This window comes from Mesorhizobium sp. M3A.F.Ca.ET.080.04.2.1 (assembly GCF_003952525.1).
Taxonomy (GTDB): domain Bacteria; phylum Pseudomonadota; class Alphaproteobacteria; order Rhizobiales; family Rhizobiaceae; genus Mesorhizobium.
Map to the genome: position 1 here is coordinate 1,834,586 of NZ_CP034451.1, position 20,280 is coordinate 1,854,865.

20 protein-coding genes, 1 pseudogene and 1 riboswitch are annotated in these 20,280 nt (G+C 64.7%); of the genes and pseudogenes, 5 read left to right on the plus strand and 16 right to left on the minus strand.

Translation table 11 applies throughout. The features are described from left to right. Positions 1-188 precede the first annotated feature (188 nt). The 7 genes from EJ074_RS08975 to EJ074_RS09005 form a co-directional block, all read right to left on the minus strand. Positions 189-1,430: a class I SAM-dependent RNA methyltransferase gene (locus tag EJ074_RS08975; protein WP_129553060.1), complete on the minus strand. Its 1,242-nt coding sequence runs from the start codon at positions 1,428-1,430 to the stop codon at positions 189-191. Further along, on the minus strand, positions 1,427-2,200 hold the full coding sequence (locus tag EJ074_RS08980; RefSeq protein WP_095805555.1) for a TlyA family RNA methyltransferase: 774 nt from the start codon (positions 2,198-2,200) through the stop codon (positions 1,427-1,429). Before EJ074_RS08980 ends, EJ074_RS08975 begins: the two co-directional genes overlap by 4 nt. Positions 2,201-2,399: 199 nt before the next feature. Further along, positions 2,400-4,313 carry a 1-deoxy-D-xylulose-5-phosphate synthase gene (gene dxs / locus EJ074_RS08985; RefSeq protein WP_129553061.1) on the minus strand — a complete coding sequence of 638 codons (1,914 nt, stop codon included), beginning with the start codon at positions 4,311-4,313 and terminating at the stop codon, positions 2,400-2,402. A gap of 262 nt (positions 4,314-4,575) precedes the next feature. Then, on the minus strand, positions 4,576-5,496 hold the full coding sequence (locus EJ074_RS08990; protein ID WP_129553062.1) for a pirin family protein: 921 nt from the start codon (positions 5,494-5,496) through the stop codon (positions 4,576-4,578). A gap of 8 nt (positions 5,497-5,504) precedes the next feature. Continuing rightward, on the minus strand, positions 5,505-5,771 hold the full coding sequence (locus EJ074_RS08995; protein WP_129553063.1) for a DUF2277 domain-containing protein: 267 nt from the start codon (positions 5,769-5,771) through the stop codon (positions 5,505-5,507). Between the two features lie 25 nt (positions 5,772-5,796). After that, a complete protein-coding gene (locus tag EJ074_RS09000) occupies positions 5,797-6,048 on the minus strand; it encodes an exodeoxyribonuclease VII small subunit (RefSeq protein ID WP_059186707.1) in 252 nt (83 codons plus the stop codon). A gap of 3 nt (positions 6,049-6,051) precedes the next feature. Next, on the minus strand, positions 6,052-6,978 hold the full coding sequence (locus EJ074_RS09005; RefSeq protein ID WP_129553064.1) for a histone deacetylase family protein: 927 nt from the start codon (positions 6,976-6,978) through the stop codon (positions 6,052-6,054). 116 nt (positions 6,979-7,094) lie between these two features. Continuing rightward, positions 7,095-7,275, plus strand: a riboswitch (cobalamin riboswitch). Between the two features lie 41 nt (positions 7,276-7,316). On the opposite strand from EJ074_RS09005, the gene bluB reads away from it, so the two are divergent. Then, positions 7,317-8,054, plus strand: coding sequence for a 5,6-dimethylbenzimidazole synthase (gene bluB / locus EJ074_RS09010; protein WP_129553065.1), 738 nt, complete (start codon positions 7,317-7,319; stop codon positions 8,052-8,054). A gap of 14 nt (positions 8,055-8,068) precedes the next feature. Here bluB and EJ074_RS09015 read toward each other — a convergent pair whose 3' ends face one another. From EJ074_RS09015 to aroC, 3 genes are all read right to left on the minus strand, one after another. Next, complete coding sequence (locus EJ074_RS09015; protein ID WP_095805549.1) at positions 8,069-9,049, minus strand: hypothetical protein; 981 nt, start codon at positions 9,047-9,049, stop codon at positions 8,069-8,071. Positions 9,050-9,247: 198 nt separating this feature from the next. After that, positions 9,248-10,348, minus strand: a complete 1,101-nt coding sequence (gene ribB / locus EJ074_RS09020; protein WP_129553066.1) for a 3,4-dihydroxy-2-butanone-4-phosphate synthase — start codon at positions 10,346-10,348, stop codon at positions 9,248-9,250. 76 nt (positions 10,349-10,424) lie between these two features. Next, entirely contained in the window at positions 10,425-11,540 is a 1,116-nt protein-coding gene (gene aroC / locus EJ074_RS09025; protein ID WP_129553067.1) for a chorismate synthase, read from the minus strand. Between aroC and EJ074_RS29650 the strand changes: the two genes are divergently transcribed. Both EJ074_RS29650 and EJ074_RS09030 read left to right on the plus strand, forming a co-directional pair. After that, positions 11,539-11,688, plus strand: a complete 150-nt coding sequence (locus EJ074_RS29650; protein ID WP_165349896.1) for a hypothetical protein — start codon at positions 11,539-11,541, stop codon at positions 11,686-11,688. The two genes, aroC and EJ074_RS29650, sit on opposite strands and share 2 nt — an antisense overlap. A gap of 105 nt (positions 11,689-11,793) precedes the next feature. Further along, positions 11,794-12,054 (plus strand): DUF1344 domain-containing protein, encoded by a 261-nt coding sequence (locus tag EJ074_RS09030; protein ID WP_129553068.1) that lies wholly within the window; start codon positions 11,794-11,796, stop codon positions 12,052-12,054. 284 nt (positions 12,055-12,338) lie between these two features. Here the strand turns inward: EJ074_RS09030 and EJ074_RS09035 are convergent. The 4 genes and pseudogenes from EJ074_RS09035 to EJ074_RS09050 form a co-directional block, all read right to left on the minus strand. Next, a pseudogene (locus tag EJ074_RS09035) lies at positions 12,339-12,925 on the minus strand (histidine phosphatase family protein). A gap of 38 nt (positions 12,926-12,963) precedes the next feature. Continuing rightward, complete coding sequence (fabI, locus tag EJ074_RS09040) at positions 12,964-13,782, minus strand: enoyl-ACP reductase FabI (protein ID WP_129553069.1); 819 nt, start codon at positions 13,780-13,782, stop codon at positions 12,964-12,966. A gap of 108 nt (positions 13,783-13,890) precedes the next feature. Then, positions 13,891-14,811, minus strand: coding sequence for a J domain-containing protein (locus EJ074_RS09045; RefSeq protein ID WP_129553070.1), 921 nt, complete (start codon positions 14,809-14,811; stop codon positions 13,891-13,893). A 116-nt stretch (positions 14,812-14,927) separates the two neighbouring features. Further along, a complete protein-coding gene (locus EJ074_RS09050; protein ID WP_129553071.1) occupies positions 14,928-15,392 on the minus strand; it encodes an RT0821/Lpp0805 family surface protein in 465 nt (154 codons plus the stop codon). 40 nt (positions 15,393-15,432) lie between these two features. Here EJ074_RS09050 and pdxH point away from each other — a divergent pair, with 40 nt between their 5' ends. Further along, positions 15,433-16,050, plus strand: a complete 618-nt coding sequence (gene pdxH, locus EJ074_RS09055) for a pyridoxamine 5'-phosphate oxidase (protein WP_129553072.1) — start codon at positions 15,433-15,435, stop codon at positions 16,048-16,050. Positions 16,051-16,070: 20 nt separating this feature from the next. Here pdxH and EJ074_RS09060 read toward each other — a convergent pair whose 3' ends face one another. Further along, a complete protein-coding gene (locus tag EJ074_RS09060) occupies positions 16,071-16,823 on the minus strand; it encodes a crotonase/enoyl-CoA hydratase family protein (RefSeq protein ID WP_129553073.1) in 753 nt (250 codons plus the stop codon). A 27-nt stretch (positions 16,824-16,850) separates the two neighbouring features. After that, on the minus strand, positions 16,851-18,620 hold the full coding sequence (locus EJ074_RS09065; protein WP_129553074.1) for an acyl-CoA dehydrogenase family protein: 1,770 nt from the start codon (positions 18,618-18,620) through the stop codon (positions 16,851-16,853). A gap of 528 nt (positions 18,621-19,148) precedes the next feature. Here EJ074_RS09065 and EJ074_RS09070 point away from each other — a divergent pair. Beyond that, positions 19,149-20,258: a glycoside hydrolase family 25 protein gene (locus tag EJ074_RS09070; protein ID WP_129554017.1), complete on the plus strand. Its 1,110-nt coding sequence runs from the start codon at positions 19,149-19,151 to the stop codon at positions 20,256-20,258. Positions 20,259-20,280 lie beyond the last annotated feature (22 nt).

The window sequence follows — 20,280 nt, forward strand, 5'->3', positions numbered from 1 at the left end:
GCGGCCGGAATATTTCCCAGACAACGCAATTAAGACCCTGCAACAAGGCAGCTTTAGGGCACAATTTCGCCGAGGGAACAGAGGCTTCACAATTTCTTCTGAACCATCGGCTGCGGACTACAGCGCGCCCCGCTATCGGATTCAGGCGAGGCGATTGCGTTGTCCTTGCCGCAGAACCGCCGCACACATTATCGGCGCCGTCTCGGCTTCTCCAGCAGCGCGACAGCTTCGACATGCGGCGACCACAGGAACTGGTCGATCGGGGTCACGTTCTTCAGCGCGTAGCCGCCATCGATGAGGATACGCAGGTCCCTCGCCAGCGTCACCGGGTTGCAGGACACGGCCGCGACCAGCGGCACGTCGGAGCGCGCGATCTGCTTCGACTGGTCTTCGGCGCCGGCACGCGGCGGGTCGAAGACGAGGCCGTCGAAGCCGTTCAGCTCCTTGAACGTCAGCGGTCGCCGGAAGAGATCGCGGCGCTCGTTGGTCACCCGCTTCAGGCCGCTGGCGAAGCGGAAGGCCCGGTCGAGCGCCGCAAGCGCCGGCGCGTCACCCTCCACCGCATGCACCTCCGACTTCGATGCGAGCCTGAGCGCGAAGCTGCCGCAGCCGGCGAAGAGGTCGGTCACCTTCTTGGCGCGCGAAAGATGCCGGCCGACGAGGCTCGCCATCGTCTGCTCGGCGGCCTCGGTCGCCTGCAGGAACGCGCCCGGCGGCATGGCGACGGCGATCGACCCGAATTGCACCACCGGCTTCTTCGGCTCGATGATCACCTCGCCATCGACGGAAAGCCTCGCCAAGCCTTCGGCCATGACGAAGTTGGATGCGACCCGCCGCTGGTTCTCGCCAAGCCTGCCGGCGTCCTGGACGGCGACGTCGAGGCCCGAAGCCGTCACGGTCACGGTCATGTGGAAGGCCTTCGGCGTGGCGCAGACCAGTCCGGCCAGGGCACGTAGCCGATCCAGCGCCGATACGATCGCCGGCAGCGAAATCGGGCACTCCTCGATCGGGATGATCTCGGAAGAAAGCGCGCGCACGAAGCCGAGCAGCATGCCGGCGTCGGTACGGCGGGCGCTGAAGACCACACGGCGGCGCGTGTGAGGCGCGCAAGGCACCAGCGCATCGACCTCGCAAACGATGCCCTTGGCCTTCAATGCCTGCACGACCTTTTCGCGCTTCCACTGCTGATAGGCCTTGGCCTCGAAATGCTGCAAGGCACAGCCGCCACATTCGGTGAAATGGCGGCAGGCAGGATCGATCCTGCGCGGCGAGGTCTCAAGCACCGACATCAACGCGGCGCGGTCTTTCTGGCGGACCGCGGTGACGATCTCGCCCGGCAGCGTGAATGGGATGAAGACTTCGTCGCCATCGGCGCTGGCGATGCCGTCGCCCTGCCCGCCAAGCCTGGCGATGGTAAAGCGCGCGCTCATCGCGAAACCGCGTCCTTGACCGCAGCGAGCAGGAATTCGCGATTGCCGTCGCCGCCTTCGATCGGCGACGGATGGAGTCCCAGCACGCGCCATCCGGCAATGCCGGCAAGCCAGTCGCGCAAACCGGCGGCGATGCGTTCGGCGTCGGTCGGGTCCTTGAGCAGCCCGCCCTTGCCGATCGCTTCGCGGCCGGCCTCGAATTGCGGCTTGACGAGAAGCAGCGCCCTGGCGCCTTCGGCGGCCAAGGCAAGCGCCGGAGGCAAGGCGAGCTTCAGCGAAATGAAGCTGACGTCGCAAACCAAGAAATTGGGAATGCTGCCGTCCAGATCGGCGGCGGATAGGTCGCGGGCGTTCAGCCCCTCGATGGCCCTCACCTTCGAATTGCCGGCGATCCCAGGATGCATCTGGCCATGACCGACATCGATCGCCGTGACGTGGGCGGCGCCTCGTTCGAGCAGCACCTGGGTGAAGCCGCCGGTCGAGGCGCCGATATCGAGCGCTTCGCTGCCTGCGGGATCGAGCCCGAAAAGGTCGAGGCCGGCAATGAGCTTCAACGCCGCGCGCGAGACATAGGCCTGTGCCGGGTCGTCTACGGCAACGAGGCAGTCCGGCGTGACGAACTGGCCAGGCTTGCGGGCGACCGCGCCGTCAACGCTGACCGTGCCGCGATCGACCGCGTCGCGGGCGCGCGAGCGGCTGCCGAACAGGCCGCGCTCGACGAGCAGTTCGTCGAGCCTCAGGCGCGTGCTGGCTGGCAAGGGAGAATTCATCGGCCTTCATTGGCGAAACCCGGCCGCGAAGGCAATGGGCATCAGCAGACCGTCCGCGACACACGACGCTCGACGCCGGCGTCAGCAGCTGAGGAACCTGCTCGTATGTCACGTCATCTCGCCGGCGACGATACGGCAGCGCTAACAACAAGTTACAGCTTTAAGCCGGCAAACCGATTCAGAAAGTTGAAGCTTCGATTCAGGCGCGCTGCGCCTGCACGCCGTGGCCCAGCGCGGCGAAAACCGTGCGCACGATGCCGGCCGCATCGAGGCCCGCGTCGGCATACATCTTCTCGGGCTTGGCGTGGTCCGTGAACTCGTCCGGCAAGATCAGCGGGCGCACCTTGAGGCCGTTTTCCAGCAGCCCTTCATGGGCGAGGAAATGCAGCACCTGGCTGGCGAAGCCGCCGATCGCACCCTCCTCCACCGTCACCAGAACCTCATGCGAGCGCGCGAGACGGCGGATGAGATCCTCGTCCAGAGGCTTGGCGAAACGGGCATCGGCGACCGTGGTCGAAAGACCCGCCGCGCCGAGTTCCTCGGCGGCGAGCATACAATCCTGCAGCCGCGTGCCGAAGGAGAGAAGCGCCACCTTGGTGCCCTCCTTCAGGATGCGCCCCTTGCCGATCTCGAGCACCGAGCCGCGCTCCGGCATGTCGACGCCGACGCCATTGCCGCGCGGATAGCGGAAGGCGATCGGGCCTTCGTCGTAGGAAGCGGCGGTGCGCACCATGTGGCGCAATTCCGCCTCGTCGGCGGCGGCCATGACGACGAAGCCGGGCAGCGAGGCCAGGAAGGTCGTGTCGAAGGCGCCGCAATGGGTGGCGCCGTCGGCGCCGACGAAGCCGGCGCGGTCGATCGGGAAGCGCACCGGCAATTTCTGGATCGCCACGTCATGCACGACCTGGTCGTAGGCGCGCTGCAGGAAGGTCGAATAGATGGCGGCGAAGGGCTTGTAGCCCTCGGTGGCGAGACCGGCGGCGAAGGTCACCGCATGCTGCTCGGCGATGCCGACATCGAAGGTCCTGGCCGGGAACACCTCGCCAAAGAGGTCGAGGCCGGTGCCGCTCGGCATGGCGGCGGTAATCGCCACGATGCGGTCGTCCTCGCGCGCCTCCTGGATCAGGCTCTCGGCGAACACCTTGGTGTAGCTTGGCGCGTTGGCCGGCGCCTTGGCCTGCGCGCCGGTGATGACGTCGAACTTGTTGACGCCGTGGTACTTGTCGGCGGCGGCTTCGGCCGGCGCGTAGCCCTTGCCCTTCTGCGTCACGACATGGATCAGCACCGGACCATCGGCATTGTCGCGCACGTTCTTCAGCACCGGGATCAGGTGCTCGAGATTGTGCCCGTCGATCGGACCGATGTGGTAGAAGCCCATCTCCTCGAACAGCGTGCCGCCGGTGACGTAGCCGCGCGCATGCTCGACGGCGCGCGTGATGGCGCGATCTGCGCGCTTACCGAGATAGGACGACAATTTCTTGCCGAAATCGCGCAGGCCGAGATAGGCCTTGCCCGAGGCGAGCCTGGCCAGATAAGCGCTCATCGCACCGGTCGGCGGGGCGATCGACATGTCGTTGTCGTTGAGGATGACGATCAGGCGGGCGTCGAGCGCGCCGGCATTGTTCAGAGCCTCATAGGCCATGCCGGCCGACATCGCGCCGTCGCCGATGACGGCGATGACATTGTTACGGCCGCCCGACAAATCGCGGCCCATCGCCATGCCGAGACCGGCAGAAATCGAGGTCGAGGAATGCGCGGCACCAAACGGGTCGTATTCGCTCTCTGCTCGCCGGGTGAAGCCGGAGAGCCCGCCCTCCTGGCGCAGCGTGCGGATGCGGTCGCGGCGGCCGGTCAGGATCTTGTGCGGATAAGCCTGGTGGCCGACGTCCCAGATCAGCCGGTCTTGCGGCGTGTTGAAGACATAATGCAGGGCGACCGTCAGCTCGACCACGCCGAGGCCGGCGCCAAGATGGCCGCCGGTATGCGAAACGGCATCAATCAGCTCGGCGCGCAGTTCCGTCGCCAGCTGCGGCAGCGCGCTTTCGTCAAGCGCCCGCAAATCCGCCGGGATGCGGACTTGGTCGAGAAGCGGGGTTTCGGGTTTCTGGTTCACTGCGGAGCGGCCTGTAAGATCTTAACCTTGCGTCAGAGAGGTTAACCGTTTCACGGGACCGCTCTGTGTCTTTGTTCCACGCAATTCCGGACGCAAAACCGTTTCACACTTTTCCTGGAATTGCTCTTTCTTCCACGCAATTCCGGACGGAAAACCGTTTCGCACTTTTCCTGGAATTGCTCAACCTTCACAAATATGCGCCTTGATCATGCGCGAAATATGCCGCCGGCAGACGAATGTAAATGCGTGTCAGTGACGCGGTTCAGCTTTCCGGCAGCGGAATGAACTCTTCCTCATCGCCGGGAACGATATCGAAGCGGCCTGTCTTCCATTCTTCTTTTGCCTGCTCGATGCGTTCTTTCGAAGACGAAACGAAGTTCCACCAGATATAACGCCTGGAGCCGAGCGAGGCTCCGCCGAACAGCATGAAATGCGCCCCCCGCTCGGACGAAACGACGATCTCGTCGCCCGGTTTGAAGACCAGCAGCCGTTCCGCGGGGAAGCGGTCGCGGGAAATCGCGACCTCGCCTTCCAGCGTGTAGATGGCACGTTCCTCGGCGTCGGGGGGAATTTTCACGCTGGCGCCCGGCGCCAGCCGCAGATCGGCATAGAGCGTGTCGGAGGCGGTCGTGACGGGCGATCGCAGCCCGGACAATTCGCCGATGACGACACGGCCGCTGATCCCTTCGGCATCGATCTTCGGCAGGCGGATCACCGCCGTGTTCTCGAAGATCGGAGCGACCTCCTCCTTGCCATCGGGAAGCGCCAGCCAGGTCTGCAGGCCGGAGATCGACATCGGCGCGCCGCGCAGTTCCTCCGGGGTGCGCTCGGAATGGACGATGCCGCGCCCGGCGGTCATCAGGTTCACGTCGCCGGGCGCGATCACCATTTCAGTGCCGAGCGAGTCGCGATGCCTGATCCTGCCATCGAACAGATAGGTGACGGTTGACAGCCCGATATGCGGGTGCGGGCGCACGTCGAGCGCCTGCCCTGCCCTCAGGATTGCCGGTCCCATGCGGTCGAAGAAGATGAACGGCCCGACCAGCCGGCGCTTTGCCGTCGGCAGGGCGCGGCGAACCTCGAAGCCGCCGATGTCCTTGGCGTTGGGGACGACCATCAACTCGATACGATCGCAGGCGAAGGCATCGCCGGGTTCAGGATCGTTGGCCGGGAAGAAGCTCATGCGATGGCTCAGGCGAAGCGGAGTGCTGACCTGGCCTTCGCCTTGGCAGCCTCTTCCTCGCGATTGCGCGGATGCTGGGTGGTCTCCATGGAATCGAGCAATTCACGCGCCGCTGCGGCAATCGCTTCGACGGCATGGTTGAAGGCATGCTCGTTTCGCTTTGACGGTTTGGTCGAACCGCTCAGCTTGCGCACGAACTGCAACGCCGCGTCATGGACTTCGTCGTCGGTCGCCGGCGGCTCGAAGTTGAACAGGGTCTTGATGTTGCGGCACATGCGTGAACTCCTTGCCCGTTTTTACCTACTCGGCGTCCAGCGGCTCCGTTCCGACTGGCTTGCCGTCGCGTGACAGCCTGATCTTCTCGACCTTGTCCTCGGCCGCCTTCAGCAGACGATCGCAATGCGCCTTCAACGCCTCGCCGCGCTCGTAGATGCGGATCGACTGGTCGAGCGGGACGTCGCCGCGCTCCAGATCATCGACGATCTTCTCCAGTGCGTCGAGCGCCTGTTCGAAGCTCATCGCCTTGACGTCCTCATTGCCTTCGCCAGCCATATCCTATCCCTTCATCAGCCGCCCGACATGGGCGGCGACCGAAAATGCCAATCCCTGAAGATCGTAGCCGCCCTCCAGCAGGCTGACGAGCCGATTGCCGCTGTGGCGCCCGGCGCGCTCCATCAGTTGCCCGGTCGCCCAGTCGAAATCATCCTCGGTCAGGTTGATCTCGGCCAGCGGATCGCGATGGTGCGCATCGAAACCGGCGGAAATGATGATCAGGTCGGGCGCGAAGGCGTCGATCGACGGCAGCACGCGCGACAGGAAGGCGTCGCGGAACAGTTCGCTGCCGGTGCGGGGCGCCAGCGGCGCATTGACGATGTTGCCGGCGCCGGTCTCGCTCTTTGCGCCAGTGCCCGGATAAAGCGGCATCTGGTGGGTCGAACAATAGAGCACCGACGGATCGTCCCAGAAAATGTCCTGCGTGCCGTTGCCATGGTGCACGTCCCAGTCGACGATGGCGACGCGCTCGGCCTGGTGCTTCTTCTGCGCGTAGCGGGCCGCGATCGCCGCGGTGTTGAACAGGCAAAAGCCCATCGCGGTGGTCTTCTCGGCATGATGGCCGGGCGGCCGCGCAGCAACGAAGACATTGCTGGCGCGGCCGTCGAAGACGTCGTCGACGGCCGCATTGGCGGCGCCGATCGCCGTCACCGCGGCCTGCCAGCTCTTCGGGCTGGCGCTGGTGTCGGCGTCGATCGAGACGATGCCGCTCTCGGGAATGGCGGCGCGGACGCGGGCAACGAAATCCTCCGGGTGGGCATAGAGAAGGGTCGCCTCATCGGCTTCCGGCGCCTTGACGCGATCCAGAGCCGAAAATGACTCATCATCCAGCACACGCTCGATGGCGCGCAAACGGTCGGGCCGCTCGGGGTGACCGGGTGGCGTAAGGTGTTCCAGAAATACCGGATGGGTGTAGAGACGGGTTGTCATGGCGCCTAATCTAGGCACCCGCAGCCCGGATGACCATGTTTCAGCGCCGAATGGCTGGGGAAAATTCGCGCCCGATAGTGTCGCTGACGGCATTGGCGCGGCGCCCGCCTCACGGTAAGGTCGTGCCGCTGCCTGGTGCCCGCAACGCGCGGGAGAATCGGGAACACGGTTGAACTCCGTGGCGTGCCCAACGCTGTGAGGGGGACCGCGCCGGCAAAAGCCACTGTCGATGACGGGAAGGCGCCGGACGCGGGACGATCCCGAGCCAGAAGACCGGCCTGGCAGACATGGTCTTGCGCTTGGTCAGGCGCAGGACTGCTGTCGCAAGGGGAAAAGCGATGCAGGCAGGAGCGGCCGCCGGCGGCGGCGATGACTTTGACCAATTGGCGCGCGAGGCGGTCTACCGGGCGATGTTCACCCGGCGCGACGTGCGAAGCCATTTCGTCGCCGACGATCTCGACGACAGCGTGCTGGCGCGGCTGCTGACGGCCGCCCATCACGCGCCGTCGGTCGGCTACATGCAGCCGTGGAACTTCATCGTCATCCGCGATGCCGAACGGCGCCGCCAGGTGCGCGACCTGTTTTTGGCGGCGCGCGAGCAGGAATTGCCGGCCATCGAGGCGGAGCGGCAGGCGCTCTACCGCAAGCTGAAGCTCGAAGGCATCTGCGAAAGCGCGCTCAATCTCTGCATCACCTGCGACCGGCAGCGCTCGCAGAACTCGCCGCTCGGGCGCTGGCACAATCCGGAGATGGATCTCTACAGCACCGTCTGCGCGGTGCAGAACTTCTGGCTGGCGGCGCGCGCCGAAGGCGTCGGCGTCGGCTGGGTCAGCATTATCGAGACCGAAGCGCTGAAGCGGCTGCTGTCGATCCCCGACCATGTCACGCCGATCGCCTATCTGTGCGTCGGCCGCGTCTCGGCATTCGCGCCGAAGCCGGATCTGGAAGCACATGGCTGGGGCAAGCGCCTGCCCTTGCCCGAACTGGTGATGAGCGAGACGTTTTGCGGCGCCGGCGAGGCACCGCTCAAATCGGCGATCGCCAGCCTCGGTGTCGGCGACCGGCCGAAGCCCTGATCAGGCGGCTGCTATCAAGCCGCCCGGGGCGCATCCCAGCGCGAGCCGCCGAAGGAATTGAGCGCCTTGTCGCGAAGCTCCCTGAATTTCGACGAGGTGTCGGCCAGGCGCCGGTCCCATTCGGGATTGGGAGCCTGGCCCTCGATGGCGGCGAAATAGACCTGCATCAGCGAGGCGATGGCGAAGGGCTCGATGAAGGCCGCCTTGAAAGCCCAAGCAAAGACGATGGCCAGCACGAAGGCCCAACCGGCAAGCTGACCGGGCATGACCCACAGGATGGCACCGGCCGGCGCCAGCATCAAAAGGAAGATGACGAAGGACACGCCCCACATGATCACCGCCAGCCAGACGGCGTTCTTGACCATGTGCTTGCCGTTCTGCGCGTAGAGCACGACCCCTTGCCTGGCGGTCTCGAAAGGCGTGTTCGAATTGATGCGGATATTGTAGCCGAGGATGATCTCGTCGACATAGGTCAGCGACAGGCGGATGACGGTGTTGATGAAGCTGACCACGCCACTGAGTCCCGGAATGGGCAGGAAGGCGGCGATGCCGCCGACCAGGCCGGAAATGGCGCGGATCGCGCCTTTCACCAGTTGGTCGACGACGAAAAGGATGTTGGCTTCGGCAAAGCGCTTGGTCACCACCTCACGCGCATAGGCGATCTGGCCTTGGCCGTCGGGCACGTCGTGGCCGTCGATCAGGTGGACGATCACGGCGATGTGGCCGGCCTTGAGGACGTAGAGGATGTATTCGCGGATCCAGTAGACCGCGATCGAAACGACGCCGAAGCCGACAACCCCGCCCCATAGGGCAAACGACATCGGTCCGTCGGGATCGGTGGAGATGTGGCCGACCCCGTAGCCGACGCTGGCGCCGGTTCCGGTCGCCATGATGTAGGCCACCGTGATGCCGAAATAGACGATCATTCGAAAGGCAATGAACGGCCAGGTCCTCATCATGATGGACACCGACCTGCCGACGCTGAAGTCCCACATGACCCCGACTCTCCCGCCTCAGAGAATGGCCGAGGAGGATGCTCTCACCCGCACGTTTGTCAATTGTGGCTGCGGCTCGCGGCTGCCAAAACCGGTGCACAAACTCGACGGTATGGTTAGCCAGTGGTGTGACCAGGGCCCGCTTGAGCAGGCTTCGAGCTACCGCTCGGGAGCCGCAAGCGTCACCCTGAATCGCACCTACAGGATTTCGGTCTTGGCGATGTGAATCCCAAAGCCCTCGAGACCGACATAGTGGCGCTCGCGCGAGGCGATCAGGTTGATCGACGAAATGCCGAGATCCTTGAGGATCTGCGCACCGAGGCCGATCTCGCGCCACTCGTTCTCGCGGCGGCGCGCCTCCTCGTGGTCCTCGCGTTCGCCGCTCGCCGGCCGCTTGCGCTCCTGGTGAGCGACGCCGACCGAGCCTTCGCGCAGATAGACGATGACGCCGCGCTTGCGCTCGCCCATCGCCTTCATGATGCCGTCCAGCCGGTGGCTGGTGCCGAAGACATCGGTGACGACATCTTCCGAATGCAGGCGCACCGGAACGTCCTCGCCATCGCGGATGTCGCCGAAGACAACCGCGACGTGGTGCATGGAATCCCAGGGAAGCGTGTAGGTGAAGACCTGCGCCTTGCCGCCGGGCGTGTCGATGTCGGAACAGGCGACGCGCTCGACCAGCGTTTCCTTGCGCTGGCGATAGGCGATGAGATCGGCGACCGAGATCTGCTTCAGGCCGTGCTCCTCGGCGAAAGCCTGCACCTCGGGGCCGCGCTTGACGGTGCCGTCGTCATTGACCAGTTCGGAGATGACCCCGATCGGCGGCAGGCCGGCGAGCTTGCACAGATCGACCGCCGCTTCGGTATGGCCCGAACGCATCAAGACACCGCCCTCGCGCGCGATCAGCGGGAAGATGTGACCGGGACGGACGAAATCGGAGGCGCCGACATTGCCGTTGGCAAGGTTGCGCACCGTGAGGGTGCGGTCGTCGGCGGAGATGCCGGTGGTCGTGCCGTGCTTGAAATCGACGCTGACGGTGAAGGCGGTTGTGTGGGCGGAATCATTGTCGGCCACCATCGGCGCCAGGTTCAGCCGCCGCGCCTCTTCGCGCGGCATCGGCGTGCAGACGATGCCGGAGGTGTTGCGGACAATGAAGGCCATCTTTTCCGGCGTGCAGTGGACGGCGGCAACGATCAGGTCGCCCTCGTTCTCGCGCCCGTCATCGTCCATGACGACGACGATCTCGCCGCGCTCGAAGGCGCGGATCGCTTCGACGATCTTCTTCTGGTCGTAGGGCATAAGGTGCTCGCTTCGCTCGCAGGAAATAGGCAGTAGGCAGTAGGGAAAGAAAAAGGCTGTTCGGGCGGCCTACTGCCTATTCCCTACTGCCTATTCCCTTACCTGTCTGTCCTCTGTGCCGCAGATAATGATCCGCGATCGCGCAGGCAACCATGGCTTCGCCGATCGGCACGGCGCGGATGCCGACGCATGGATCGTGGCGTCCCTTGGTCATGACATCGACGTCCTTGCCGTCCTTGTCGATCGACTTCCGCGGCGTCAGGATCGAGGAGGTCGGCTTGACGGCGAAACGGGCGACGATCGCCTGCCCGGTCGAGATACCGCCCAGGATGCCGCCGGCGTGATTGGACAGGAACACCGGCTTGCCGTCATTGCCGATGCGCATCTCGTCGGCGTTCTCTTCGCCGGTGATGCGGGCGGCCTCGAAGCCGTTGCCGATCTCGACGCCCTTGACGGCGTTGATCGACATCAGGCCGGAGGCGATGTCCTGGTCGAGCTTGGCATAGATCGGCGCGCCGAGGCCCGCCGGCACGCCTTCGGCCACGATCTCGATCACCGCGCCGACCGATGAGCCCGCCTTGCGGATGCCGTCGAGATAGGCAGCGAAGACCGGAACGGAGGCTGGATCGGGAGTGAAGAACGGGTTTTCGGCATCGCCGACGAAATTCCAGTTCCAGTTGGCGCGATCTATTCGTTTCTCGCCCATCGAAACCAGCGCGCCGCGCACGATCATGCCCGGCACCACCTTGCGCGCCAACGCGCCGGCAGCCACCCGCGCCGCGGTTTCGCGCGCCGAGGAGCGGCCGCCGCCGCGATGATCCCGCAGGCCGTATTTGACCTCATAGGTGTAATCGGCATGGCCGGGCCGATACTGGCGGGCGATCTCGCCATAGTCCTTGGAGCGCTGGTCGACATTCTCGATCAGCATCGACACCGGCGTGCCGGTGGTGATCATCGTCTCGCCGTCCTCGTCGAGGATGAAGCCCGAGAGGATTTTCACCTCATCCGGCTCGCGGCGCTGGGTGACGAAGCGCGACTGGCCTGGGCGGCGCCTGTCCAGTTCGGCCTGGATATCCTCCCGCTTGAAGCGGATGCCGGGCGGGCAGCCGTCCACAACGCAGCCGAGCGCAGCGCCATGGCTTTCACCCCAGGTGGTGACGCGGAAAAGATGGCCGAAGGTGTTGTGAGACATGGAAGCGCCCTGCCCGGCGGCGGAGCCGGCAAACTTAAAAGTGGTTCAGCGTTCCTCACGCATCCAGAAGGACGCGCAGCGCTGCACGCTGCCTTCTATTGGCGTTTTCCACAGCGGTCAAACGGTGTTCCGGCGCATCAATCTGTGATCGGGCGGATTTAGTTTTGACACATTCGGTTGGTTTCTGCTCTCTTCCATCCGCCGTTGAGGATCCGCCGCTGACCAGCCGGCGCAATGACCAAAGAGGACGACGATGCGTACCCTGATTGGCGCTGTTGGCGCCATGCTCTTGATTTCCACCGCCGCCTTCGCCGGCCAGACCGAAGGACTGATCAAGAAGGTCGACAAGGACACGCTGATGCTGACGCTGGACGACGGCAAATCCTACAAGCTCAACGCCGAGACCGATCTGGACGCACTGAAACCCGGCATGGACATCGTCATCGCTTTCGACGTGACCAATGGCGAGAACGTCGTTACCGATATGCAGCTGCCGGACAGCGACCAGAATTAGTTCCTCGCTGCGAGGTCTTGGCCAACGCGGTGCGCCGGTAGAGGACCACTTTCGAAATTAGCCGGACGCCGAAAGCTTCGTCATTCTAGGGCGAAGCAAGGAGCGGAGCGACGCGCGCAGACCTAGAATCCATGCCGTTGCGTCGGAGCTTTGCAGCAGTGCAGAACGTTTTCTATTCTGCGCCGCTTTTGCCATTCGGCTAGGTCACGACATGGATCCTAGGGTCTCCGCGACGGAGCTTCGCTCCTGCTTCGCCCTAGGATGACGAGGTTGAGGCGTCTGCCTCACAGCCACTCCAGGCTGCGGCCCTGCAGCCGCAGCAGGCGATCCTGCGGGATATCGAGGTTGGCCGCTTGCTTCTTCGACATTCCGTCGACAAGGCGGAACAAGCAGCGCATGACCCCCCGTGGGTGACGCAGACCGTCTGCCGGTCGAGTGTATCCAACCACGGCTTGATGCGCTCGAGCAGCATCTCGTAGCTTTCGGCGCCCTCGCCTGGCGGCTGGAAATCCCATTTGGCGTGCCGGCGCCCGGCGGTCGAACCCGGAAGCCTGGCCTCGAGCTCGCCAAAGGTGAAACCCTGCCAATCGCCGAAACTCAACTCCACAAGGCGCGGATCGGTGCGGTAGGCGAGCGGATCGAGTCCCATCGCCGCGCGCATCAGCTCCATCGTCTCGCGCGTGCGGCGCATCGGGCTGGCGACGAAGTCGAAATCGGTGGGCTTGTCGACGAACTCGGCCAGGCGGCGACCGTTGCGGGTCGCCTGCGCGCGGCCGAGCGCGTTGATGTCTGTATCCGCCTGTCCCTGCAGCCGACCCTCGACATTCCACTCAGTCTGGCCGTGGCGCGCGATGTAGACGAGCGGATACATCAGTCTTCCGGAGCTCGGACCAGGGCCGGGACGGAGGATCAGTCCTTGATGGTCGAGATGTCCGGCGCGTCGACCGCCTTCATGCCGACGACGTGATAGCCGGAATCGACGTGATGGACCTCGCCGGTCACACCGCGCGACAGATCCGACAGGAAATAGACGCCGGAATCGCCAACCTCTTCCTGCGTCACCGTCTGCTTCAGCGGCGCGTTGTATTCGTTCCACTTCAAAATATAGCGGAAATCGCCGATGCCGGAGGCGGCAAGCGTCTTGATCGGGCCGGCCGAGATGGCGTTGACGCGGATCTTCTTGGCACCGAGGTCGACCGCGAGATAACGCACGCTGGCTTCGAGCGCCGCCTTGGCGACGCCCATGACGTTGTAATGCGGCATGACCTTTTCGGCGCCGTAATAGGTCAGCGTCAGCAGCGAGCCGCCTTCGGCCATCAACGGCTCGGCGCGCTTGGCGATGGTGGTGAAGGAAAATACCGAAATGTCCATGGTGCGCAGGAAATTGTCGCGCGTCGTCTCGACATAGCGGCCAGTCAGCTCGTCCTTGTCGGAAAAGGCGATGGCGTGGACGAGGAAGTCGAGCTTGCCCCAGTGCCTGGCGATATCGTCGAACACCGCGTCGAGGCTTGCCGGATCGGTCACGTCGCAATGGCCGGCGACATGCGCGTTGAGCTCCGCCGCCAGCGGCTCGACGCGCTTCTTGAAGGCTTCGCCCTGATAGGTGAGCGCGATTTCGGCGCCGTGATCGGCGCAGGCCTTGGCGATGCCGAAAGCGATCGACCGATTGTTCGCGACGCCGAGGATCAGGCCCCGCTTACCGGCCATCAGGCCTTTTGCACCCGCCATGTGAAAGCTCTCCGCAAGAATATCTGCTTCGTGGAGAGCCCTATCGCACAGGCACAAGGCCCCTTCAAGCGCCGAAAACCGGCTGTGGAGGCGACAGAACTGCGCCGGTCACCCTTTTGCGCGGCGCATCAGGGCTTCGAGCTCGGCATCGCCGCCTTCCGGCAGCATCAGCCGCACATGTGCGTAAAGATCGCCATGACCGCCAGCTTTTTCCGGCAGTCCCCTGCCCTTGAGGCGCAGAACCTTGTCCGAACTCGACCATGCCGGAACATTGACGGCGAGCTTGCCGGTGGGCGTCTCGACCGCCACCTTGGCGCCGAGCACCGCGTCTGCCAGGTCGACGGGCAGGTCGACATGCAGGTCGCGGCCCTCGATGCGGTAGCGCGGATGGCGGCGGATATGGATCTTGACCAGCGCGTCGCCGGGCTGGCCAGGCCCCTGCTCGCCCTGTCCCTTGAGCCGAATGGTCTGGCCCTCCTCGACATAGGCCGGCAGCTTGACCGCCATCTTGCGGCCATCCGGGAACATCGCGGTGACTTTCTCGGCGGTGGCCGCCTCTTCGACGCTGATGTCCAGCGTGACGTTCAAATCAGCGGCCTGCACAGACTGGCGGCGCTCGCCCCGGCCTGCACCGCGGGAGAAGGCATCGCCGAAGATCTGGCTGAAAATGTCGCTGTTGCCGTCGAACGGGTCGCCGCCCGGGCGTCCGGTGCGAAATTCGAAATGCGCGCCGCCAGGACCTTGCTGGCGACGGAACCCGGCGAACGGATCGCCACCGGCCGCGCCCTCGAAGCCCTGGAATTTCGGCTTGCCGTCGGCGTCGATCTCGCCGCGGTCGTAGGCGGCGCGGGTCTTCTCGTCACCGACGATCTCGTAGGCCTGATTGGCGGCGGCAAAACGGTCCTTCGCCTTGGGATCATTCGGATTCTGGTCCGGATGATGCTTCTTGGCGAGCTTGCGGTAGGCCGATTTTATGTCCTTGGCCGATGCGTTTTTGGCAACGCCCAGCACCTCATAGGGGTCGCGCATGTTTCCTGCCTGCAAGAGAGAATTGAGTCACAGTCGCCCCCTATATGCGCTTGGATAGGAAGAAATTCCAGTGGCGCAAGAGGAAACCGACAAGCGAAAATCCGGGCGCCCCGAAGTCAGAGCGCTTTGAATTGCTGCATGCGCCAGCCGCCAGTGCCGGCCATGCACAACTGGCCTTTGTACATGACGACGCCGTCGAAGCTCTCCCGCGTGGCGGCGAAGCTGCGGCAGGTCAGCCCGCCATCCTTCAGCTCCACCAATTCGGTGATGGAGCCGCGCGAGCCGGTGCCGGCATTGGCCCATGGCACCGCCTGGCCGCCGAGCTCGCGGATGTCGGCCGAGGAGACCGCGTTGCCGATGGTGGTCTGGTCGGAGTCGTTATCGCCGGTAGCCGGCGCGGCAGGCGAGGGAGACGCGCTGGAGGTGATGATCGAGCGGTCGACCTCGGCCTTTTCCAGGCTGAAGCCGCCGGCGCCGCAAGCGGCAAGCGGAAACGCCAGCGTCAGCAACGCAGCCTTGGCGCTGGCCGAAGCGATAGCGCTCCATTGCCAGTTGTCAAAAGCTTGCGCGATACGCGACAATCGGCCCACTCCTCCGCAACAGTAAAAAATTCGGAAAACTATGAACGAAACTGAGTTAACAAGCAGTGACTTCACCGAGGCCGCAGAGCCGTTTCGGCTCTTCGCCGAATGGCTCGACGACGCCACAAAAAGCGAGATCAACGACCCCAATGGCGTGGCGCTGGCCACTGTCGATGCCGATGGTATGCCGGATGTGCGGATGGTGCTGCTCAAGGGGTTCGACGAAAGCGGATTCGTCTTCTACACGAATTTCAAGAGTGCCAAGGGCCGCGAGATTCTTGACACGATGAAGGCGGCGATGTGCTTCCACTGGAAGTCGCTGCGCCGCCAGGTGCGCGTGCGCGGACCGGTGGAGATCGTCACCGACGCCGAGGCCGACGCCTATTACGCGACACGGCCGCGCGGCAGCCGCATCGGCGCCTGGGCGTCGAAACAGTCGCGGCCGCTGGAAAGCCGCTTCGCATTAGAGAAGGCGGTGGCGGAGTACACGGCGCGCTATCCGATCGGTGACATCCCGCGGCCTAAGCACTGGTCAGGCTTCCGCATCGTGCCGACCACGATCGAATTCTGGCACGACCGTCCGTTCCGGCTGCATGATCGGCTCGTATTTTCACGCAACGCCGCTGGCGGCTGGGACAAGACGCGGCTCTATCCCTGAGGATGGCCCAAGGCGGGGGTTCAACCTTTCTTACGCGTCATGAAAGCGGTGAGCGCGGCACGCGCCTCGTCGGATTTCAGCCGTTGGCGGAAGTGCTCGCTCTCCACCTTGATGCGGGCGAGGAGTTCCTCGCGGGAGCCACGCATAAGGTCGCGGGCGATCTTCAGCGCCTGCGGCGGCTTGGCCGCGATCTCGTTCGCGGCCGCCAGCACCGAGCTTTCCAGCGCCTCTTCCCCGACCACCTCATAGATCAGACCGGCGGCCTTGGCGCGCTCGGCGGAAAAGCCCTCGCCGAGACCGAGCAGCGCAAAGGCGCCCTGACGACCGAGGATTTGCGGCGCGAGCAGGCTGGAGCCGGCTTCCGGCACCAGGCCGAGGTCGACGAAGGGCGTGCGAAAGATCGTGCGCGGCGTGGCGAAGGTCAGGTCGCAATGCAAATTAAGCGTGGTGCCGATGCCGACGGCGATGCCGTCGACACCCGACACCATGGGCTTCTCCGCCCTGGCCAGCGCCACCAGGAAGTCCCAGACTTCCGTGCCGCCCTCGCCGCCGGTGGCGATCACCAGGAAGTCGGCAAGGTCGTTGCCGGAAGAAAAGGCGCCGGGCACGCCGAGGAAGACATGGACGCGCACCGCCGGATCGGCGTCGCCTTCGAGAAGGGCGGCCGACATTTTCGCGTACATGGCGCGGGTCAAGGCGTTCTTCTTGTCCGGCCGATTCATGCGGATGATCTGCACGGCGCCCCGGCGCTCGATGAGGATATGATCGGTCACGGTCGGTTCCTTCGCAGTTCGGGGCGTTCAGGCCAAGATCAGCGCCATGCCGGCGGCGGCGAGGCTGTCGGCACCATCGACGACGCGCTCCCTCAGGGCCCGGGTCTCGCCAAGCAGGTTTTCGGCGAAGAAGCGGCAGAGCGCGACGCGGCTGCGATCGGCGAGACCGCCCTGCGCCAGATAGGCGCCGCCGGCGGTCAGCGAAATCAGGCGCAGATAGGGCGTGGCGCCAGCCATCGCGGCGTCGGCGTTGCCGTCGGCCAACAGCTTCTGCAGGAAGCGCGTCGCCTCGTCGAGATCGGCGAGCGCCCGGTCGAGATTGTCGGCGGTGCGGCCAAAACCCTCGATGTTGGACGTGCGCACGCCATCGGCTACCGCTTTCAATTCGCCGATGTAGCGGTGCACGTGCTCGCCGCCGCCGAGCGGCAGCTTGCGCGACACCAGATCGATCGCCTGGATGCCGTTGGTGCCTTCATAGATCGGCGCGATGCGGGCGTCCCGATAGAGCGCCGCCGCGCCCGTCTCCTCGATGAAGCCCATGCCGCCATGCACCTGGACGCCTAGCGAGGCGACCTCGACGCCGACATCGGTCGAAAAAGCCTTGGCCAGGGGCGTCAGCAGGTTGGCGCGGTCGCGCCAGTTGGCGGCGGCCTCGCCCTCGCCGACGCGTGCGCGGTCGATGGCGTGCGCGCAGGAGTAGCTGATGGCGCGCGCAATCTGGGTCAGGGCCCGCATGGTCAGAAGATTGCGCTGGACGTCCGGGTGATGGACGATCGGCGCCATGCCCGCACCGGCATAGTCCGATGCCTTGCCCTGGCGCCGCTCGTTGGCATAGGCGATCGCCTTCTGGGTCGCCGTCTCGGCCACCGCCACGCCCTGCATGCCGACCGCAAGGCGGGCGTTGTTCATCATCGTGAACATGCAGGCGAGACCGTTGTTCTCCTCGCCGACGAGCCAGCCGATGGCGCCGGGCGTCATGCCCTGAAAGCCGTCGCCATAAATCATGGTGCAGGTCGGCGAGGCATGGATGCCGAGCTTGTGTTCGAGGCCGGAACAGAAGACGTCGTTGCGGGCACCGAGCGAGCCGTCGTCATTGACCAGGAATTTCGGCACCAAAAACAGCGAGATGCCGCGCGTGCCGGCCGGTGCATCGGGCAGCCTCGCCAGCACCATATGCACGATGTTGTCGGTGAAGTCGTGCTCGCCATAGGTGATGAAGATCTTCTGGCCGAAAATGCGGTAGGTGCCGTCGCCGGCCGGCTCGGCGCGGCTGCGCAGAGCGGCGAGATCTGAACCGGCCTGCGGCTCGGTCAGGTTCATGGTGCCCATCCACTCGCCGGAGACGAGCTTGGCGAGGTATTTCTGCTTCAGCGCTTCGGAAGCGTGCTTGTCGAGCGCCTCGACGGCGCCCATGGTCAGCGTCGGGCCGATGCCGAAAGCCATTGCGGCCGAGTTCCACATCTCCAGTGCTGCGACGCCAAGCATGGTCGGCAGGCCCTGCCCGCCGAATTCCTCCGGACCCGACAGTGCATTCCAGCCGCCGTCGATCCAGCGCCGGTAGAGTTCCTTCCAGCCGGGCGGCATGGTGACGGCGGCATCCTTCAGCACCGCGCCATGCTCGTCGCCAATCTTGTAGAGCGGCGCCACCTCCTCGCTTGCGAAACGCCCGGCCTCAGCCAGGATCGCGTCGACCAGGTCCTCGCCGAGATCGCCGAAGGTGCCGGCCTCCAATGCAGGCTTCAGCCCCGCCACGTGCTTCAGCGTGAAGGCGATGTCTTCGACCGGCGCGCGATACATGTCTGCTGCTCCTCCTCGTCCGGCCGGCGATCGTAGAACCTAAGCCGCAGCGAAACCATCCGCCTGTGGGGTCGTCCGCTCCTTCTTTTTACGTAAACGTCAAACTTTGTCACGCGATTTTGCAGGAGCGGACTTCGTCATCCACGGGCGGAGCGGTAGCGAAGCGGACGCGTAGACCCGAGCATCCATTCCGTGACCTCGCGCGGAGGGCTCCAGCGGAGCAGAAGCCTGAACCCTAGAGTCGCTTTGAAGTTCCGGCAGGGATCCTCGGTCTGCGCTGCGTCGCTGCGCTCCTTGCTCCGCCCGTGGATGACGAACGCGAAGGCCTCGGCCAAAGCCGCCAAATTCTACAACTGGCTTATCGTTGAATCTCGGTAGCTGCTAGGCGGCTCCGGCGCTGAAGCTCTTCGGATCCTAAAAGCACTTCCTTAACCATAGCGGTTCAGGATACCCTCTGGTCAGTGGGGACAACCCTGATTGAAAAAGCCGGCGCGTCATCTTCGCCGCCTGGCGCTTTTCGCTGCTGCGATGGTGCTGGGCACGGCGGCAAGGGCCTCGGATTTCTCCGAGCCATGGAAGAATGACGAGCGCGCGCTGGTCATCGACGCCTACGAGTACAATTCCATCGACTGGGCGCAGCTTGCCACCGACAAGCGTATCGTCGGTTTCATCAACAAGGCCTCCGACGGGCTGCCTCCGCCGTATTTCTGTTCGGGCGATGAGACTGAATTCAAGCTCTGCAAGGCGCTGTGGAAGCGCCATGCGGTGACGCGCGAACTCTTCCAGACGCGCAAGGTGGTGGCCAAGGCGCTTGGCCTCAAATGGGGCGCCTATCATCTCGCCCGCCCCGGCAACCCGGTCGAGCAGGCCAACAACTTCGTCGACTTCGCCGAGCCCGCACCGGAGGACCTGATCGCCCTCGACCTCGAAGGCAACGATCCATCGCAGTGGATGTCGCTTGAGGACGCGGAGGAATTCGTGCGGCAGGTGCACAGGCGCGTGGGACGTTTCCCGGTGCTCTACACCAACGGCAAGACTGCGCGGTATATCGCAGACAATCGCTATACCTATCGGCTGCTGTCGCGACTGCCGCTCTGGTATGCGCGCTACAAGCCGGATATCGACGTGCATTTCCCGATGGGCAACTGGCAGGGCTATGCGCTCTGGCAGTTCTCGGCCCAGGCCAATTGCGGCCGCCTCCACTGCCCCTATCGCGTGCCGGGCACGCCCAACGATATCGACGTCAACGTCGCGCCGATGAGCGCCGAGCAGCTGCGCCAGCAATGGGCCTTCGGCGGGCTGATCGACGTTCCGTCCGACTACCTCGCCTCGATCCCGGTGCCGATCTCGCGCGCGGCGGCGCTCGCCGGCAAGGTCACCATCACCTATGCCGATGTTGCGACGCCGCCGACCTTCGAAGAGATGGTCGCGGTGCTCGGCGCGCGATGGGACAAATTCCGCGACGGCTTCCGCATGCCGGTGGTCAAGACCGTGCCGCAGCGCAGCTACTTCGGAATTCCTCAGTATGTCGCCTGGAAGCGAACCGAGCAGCGTTCCCCCGAACAACTCGATGCCGCCTTTGCCGCAGCCGATCCAGTGAGCACCGCTTCGACGGCGCTCGACAGCGCCAAGCGCTGAGGGCAAGCTCTATTGGCATGTG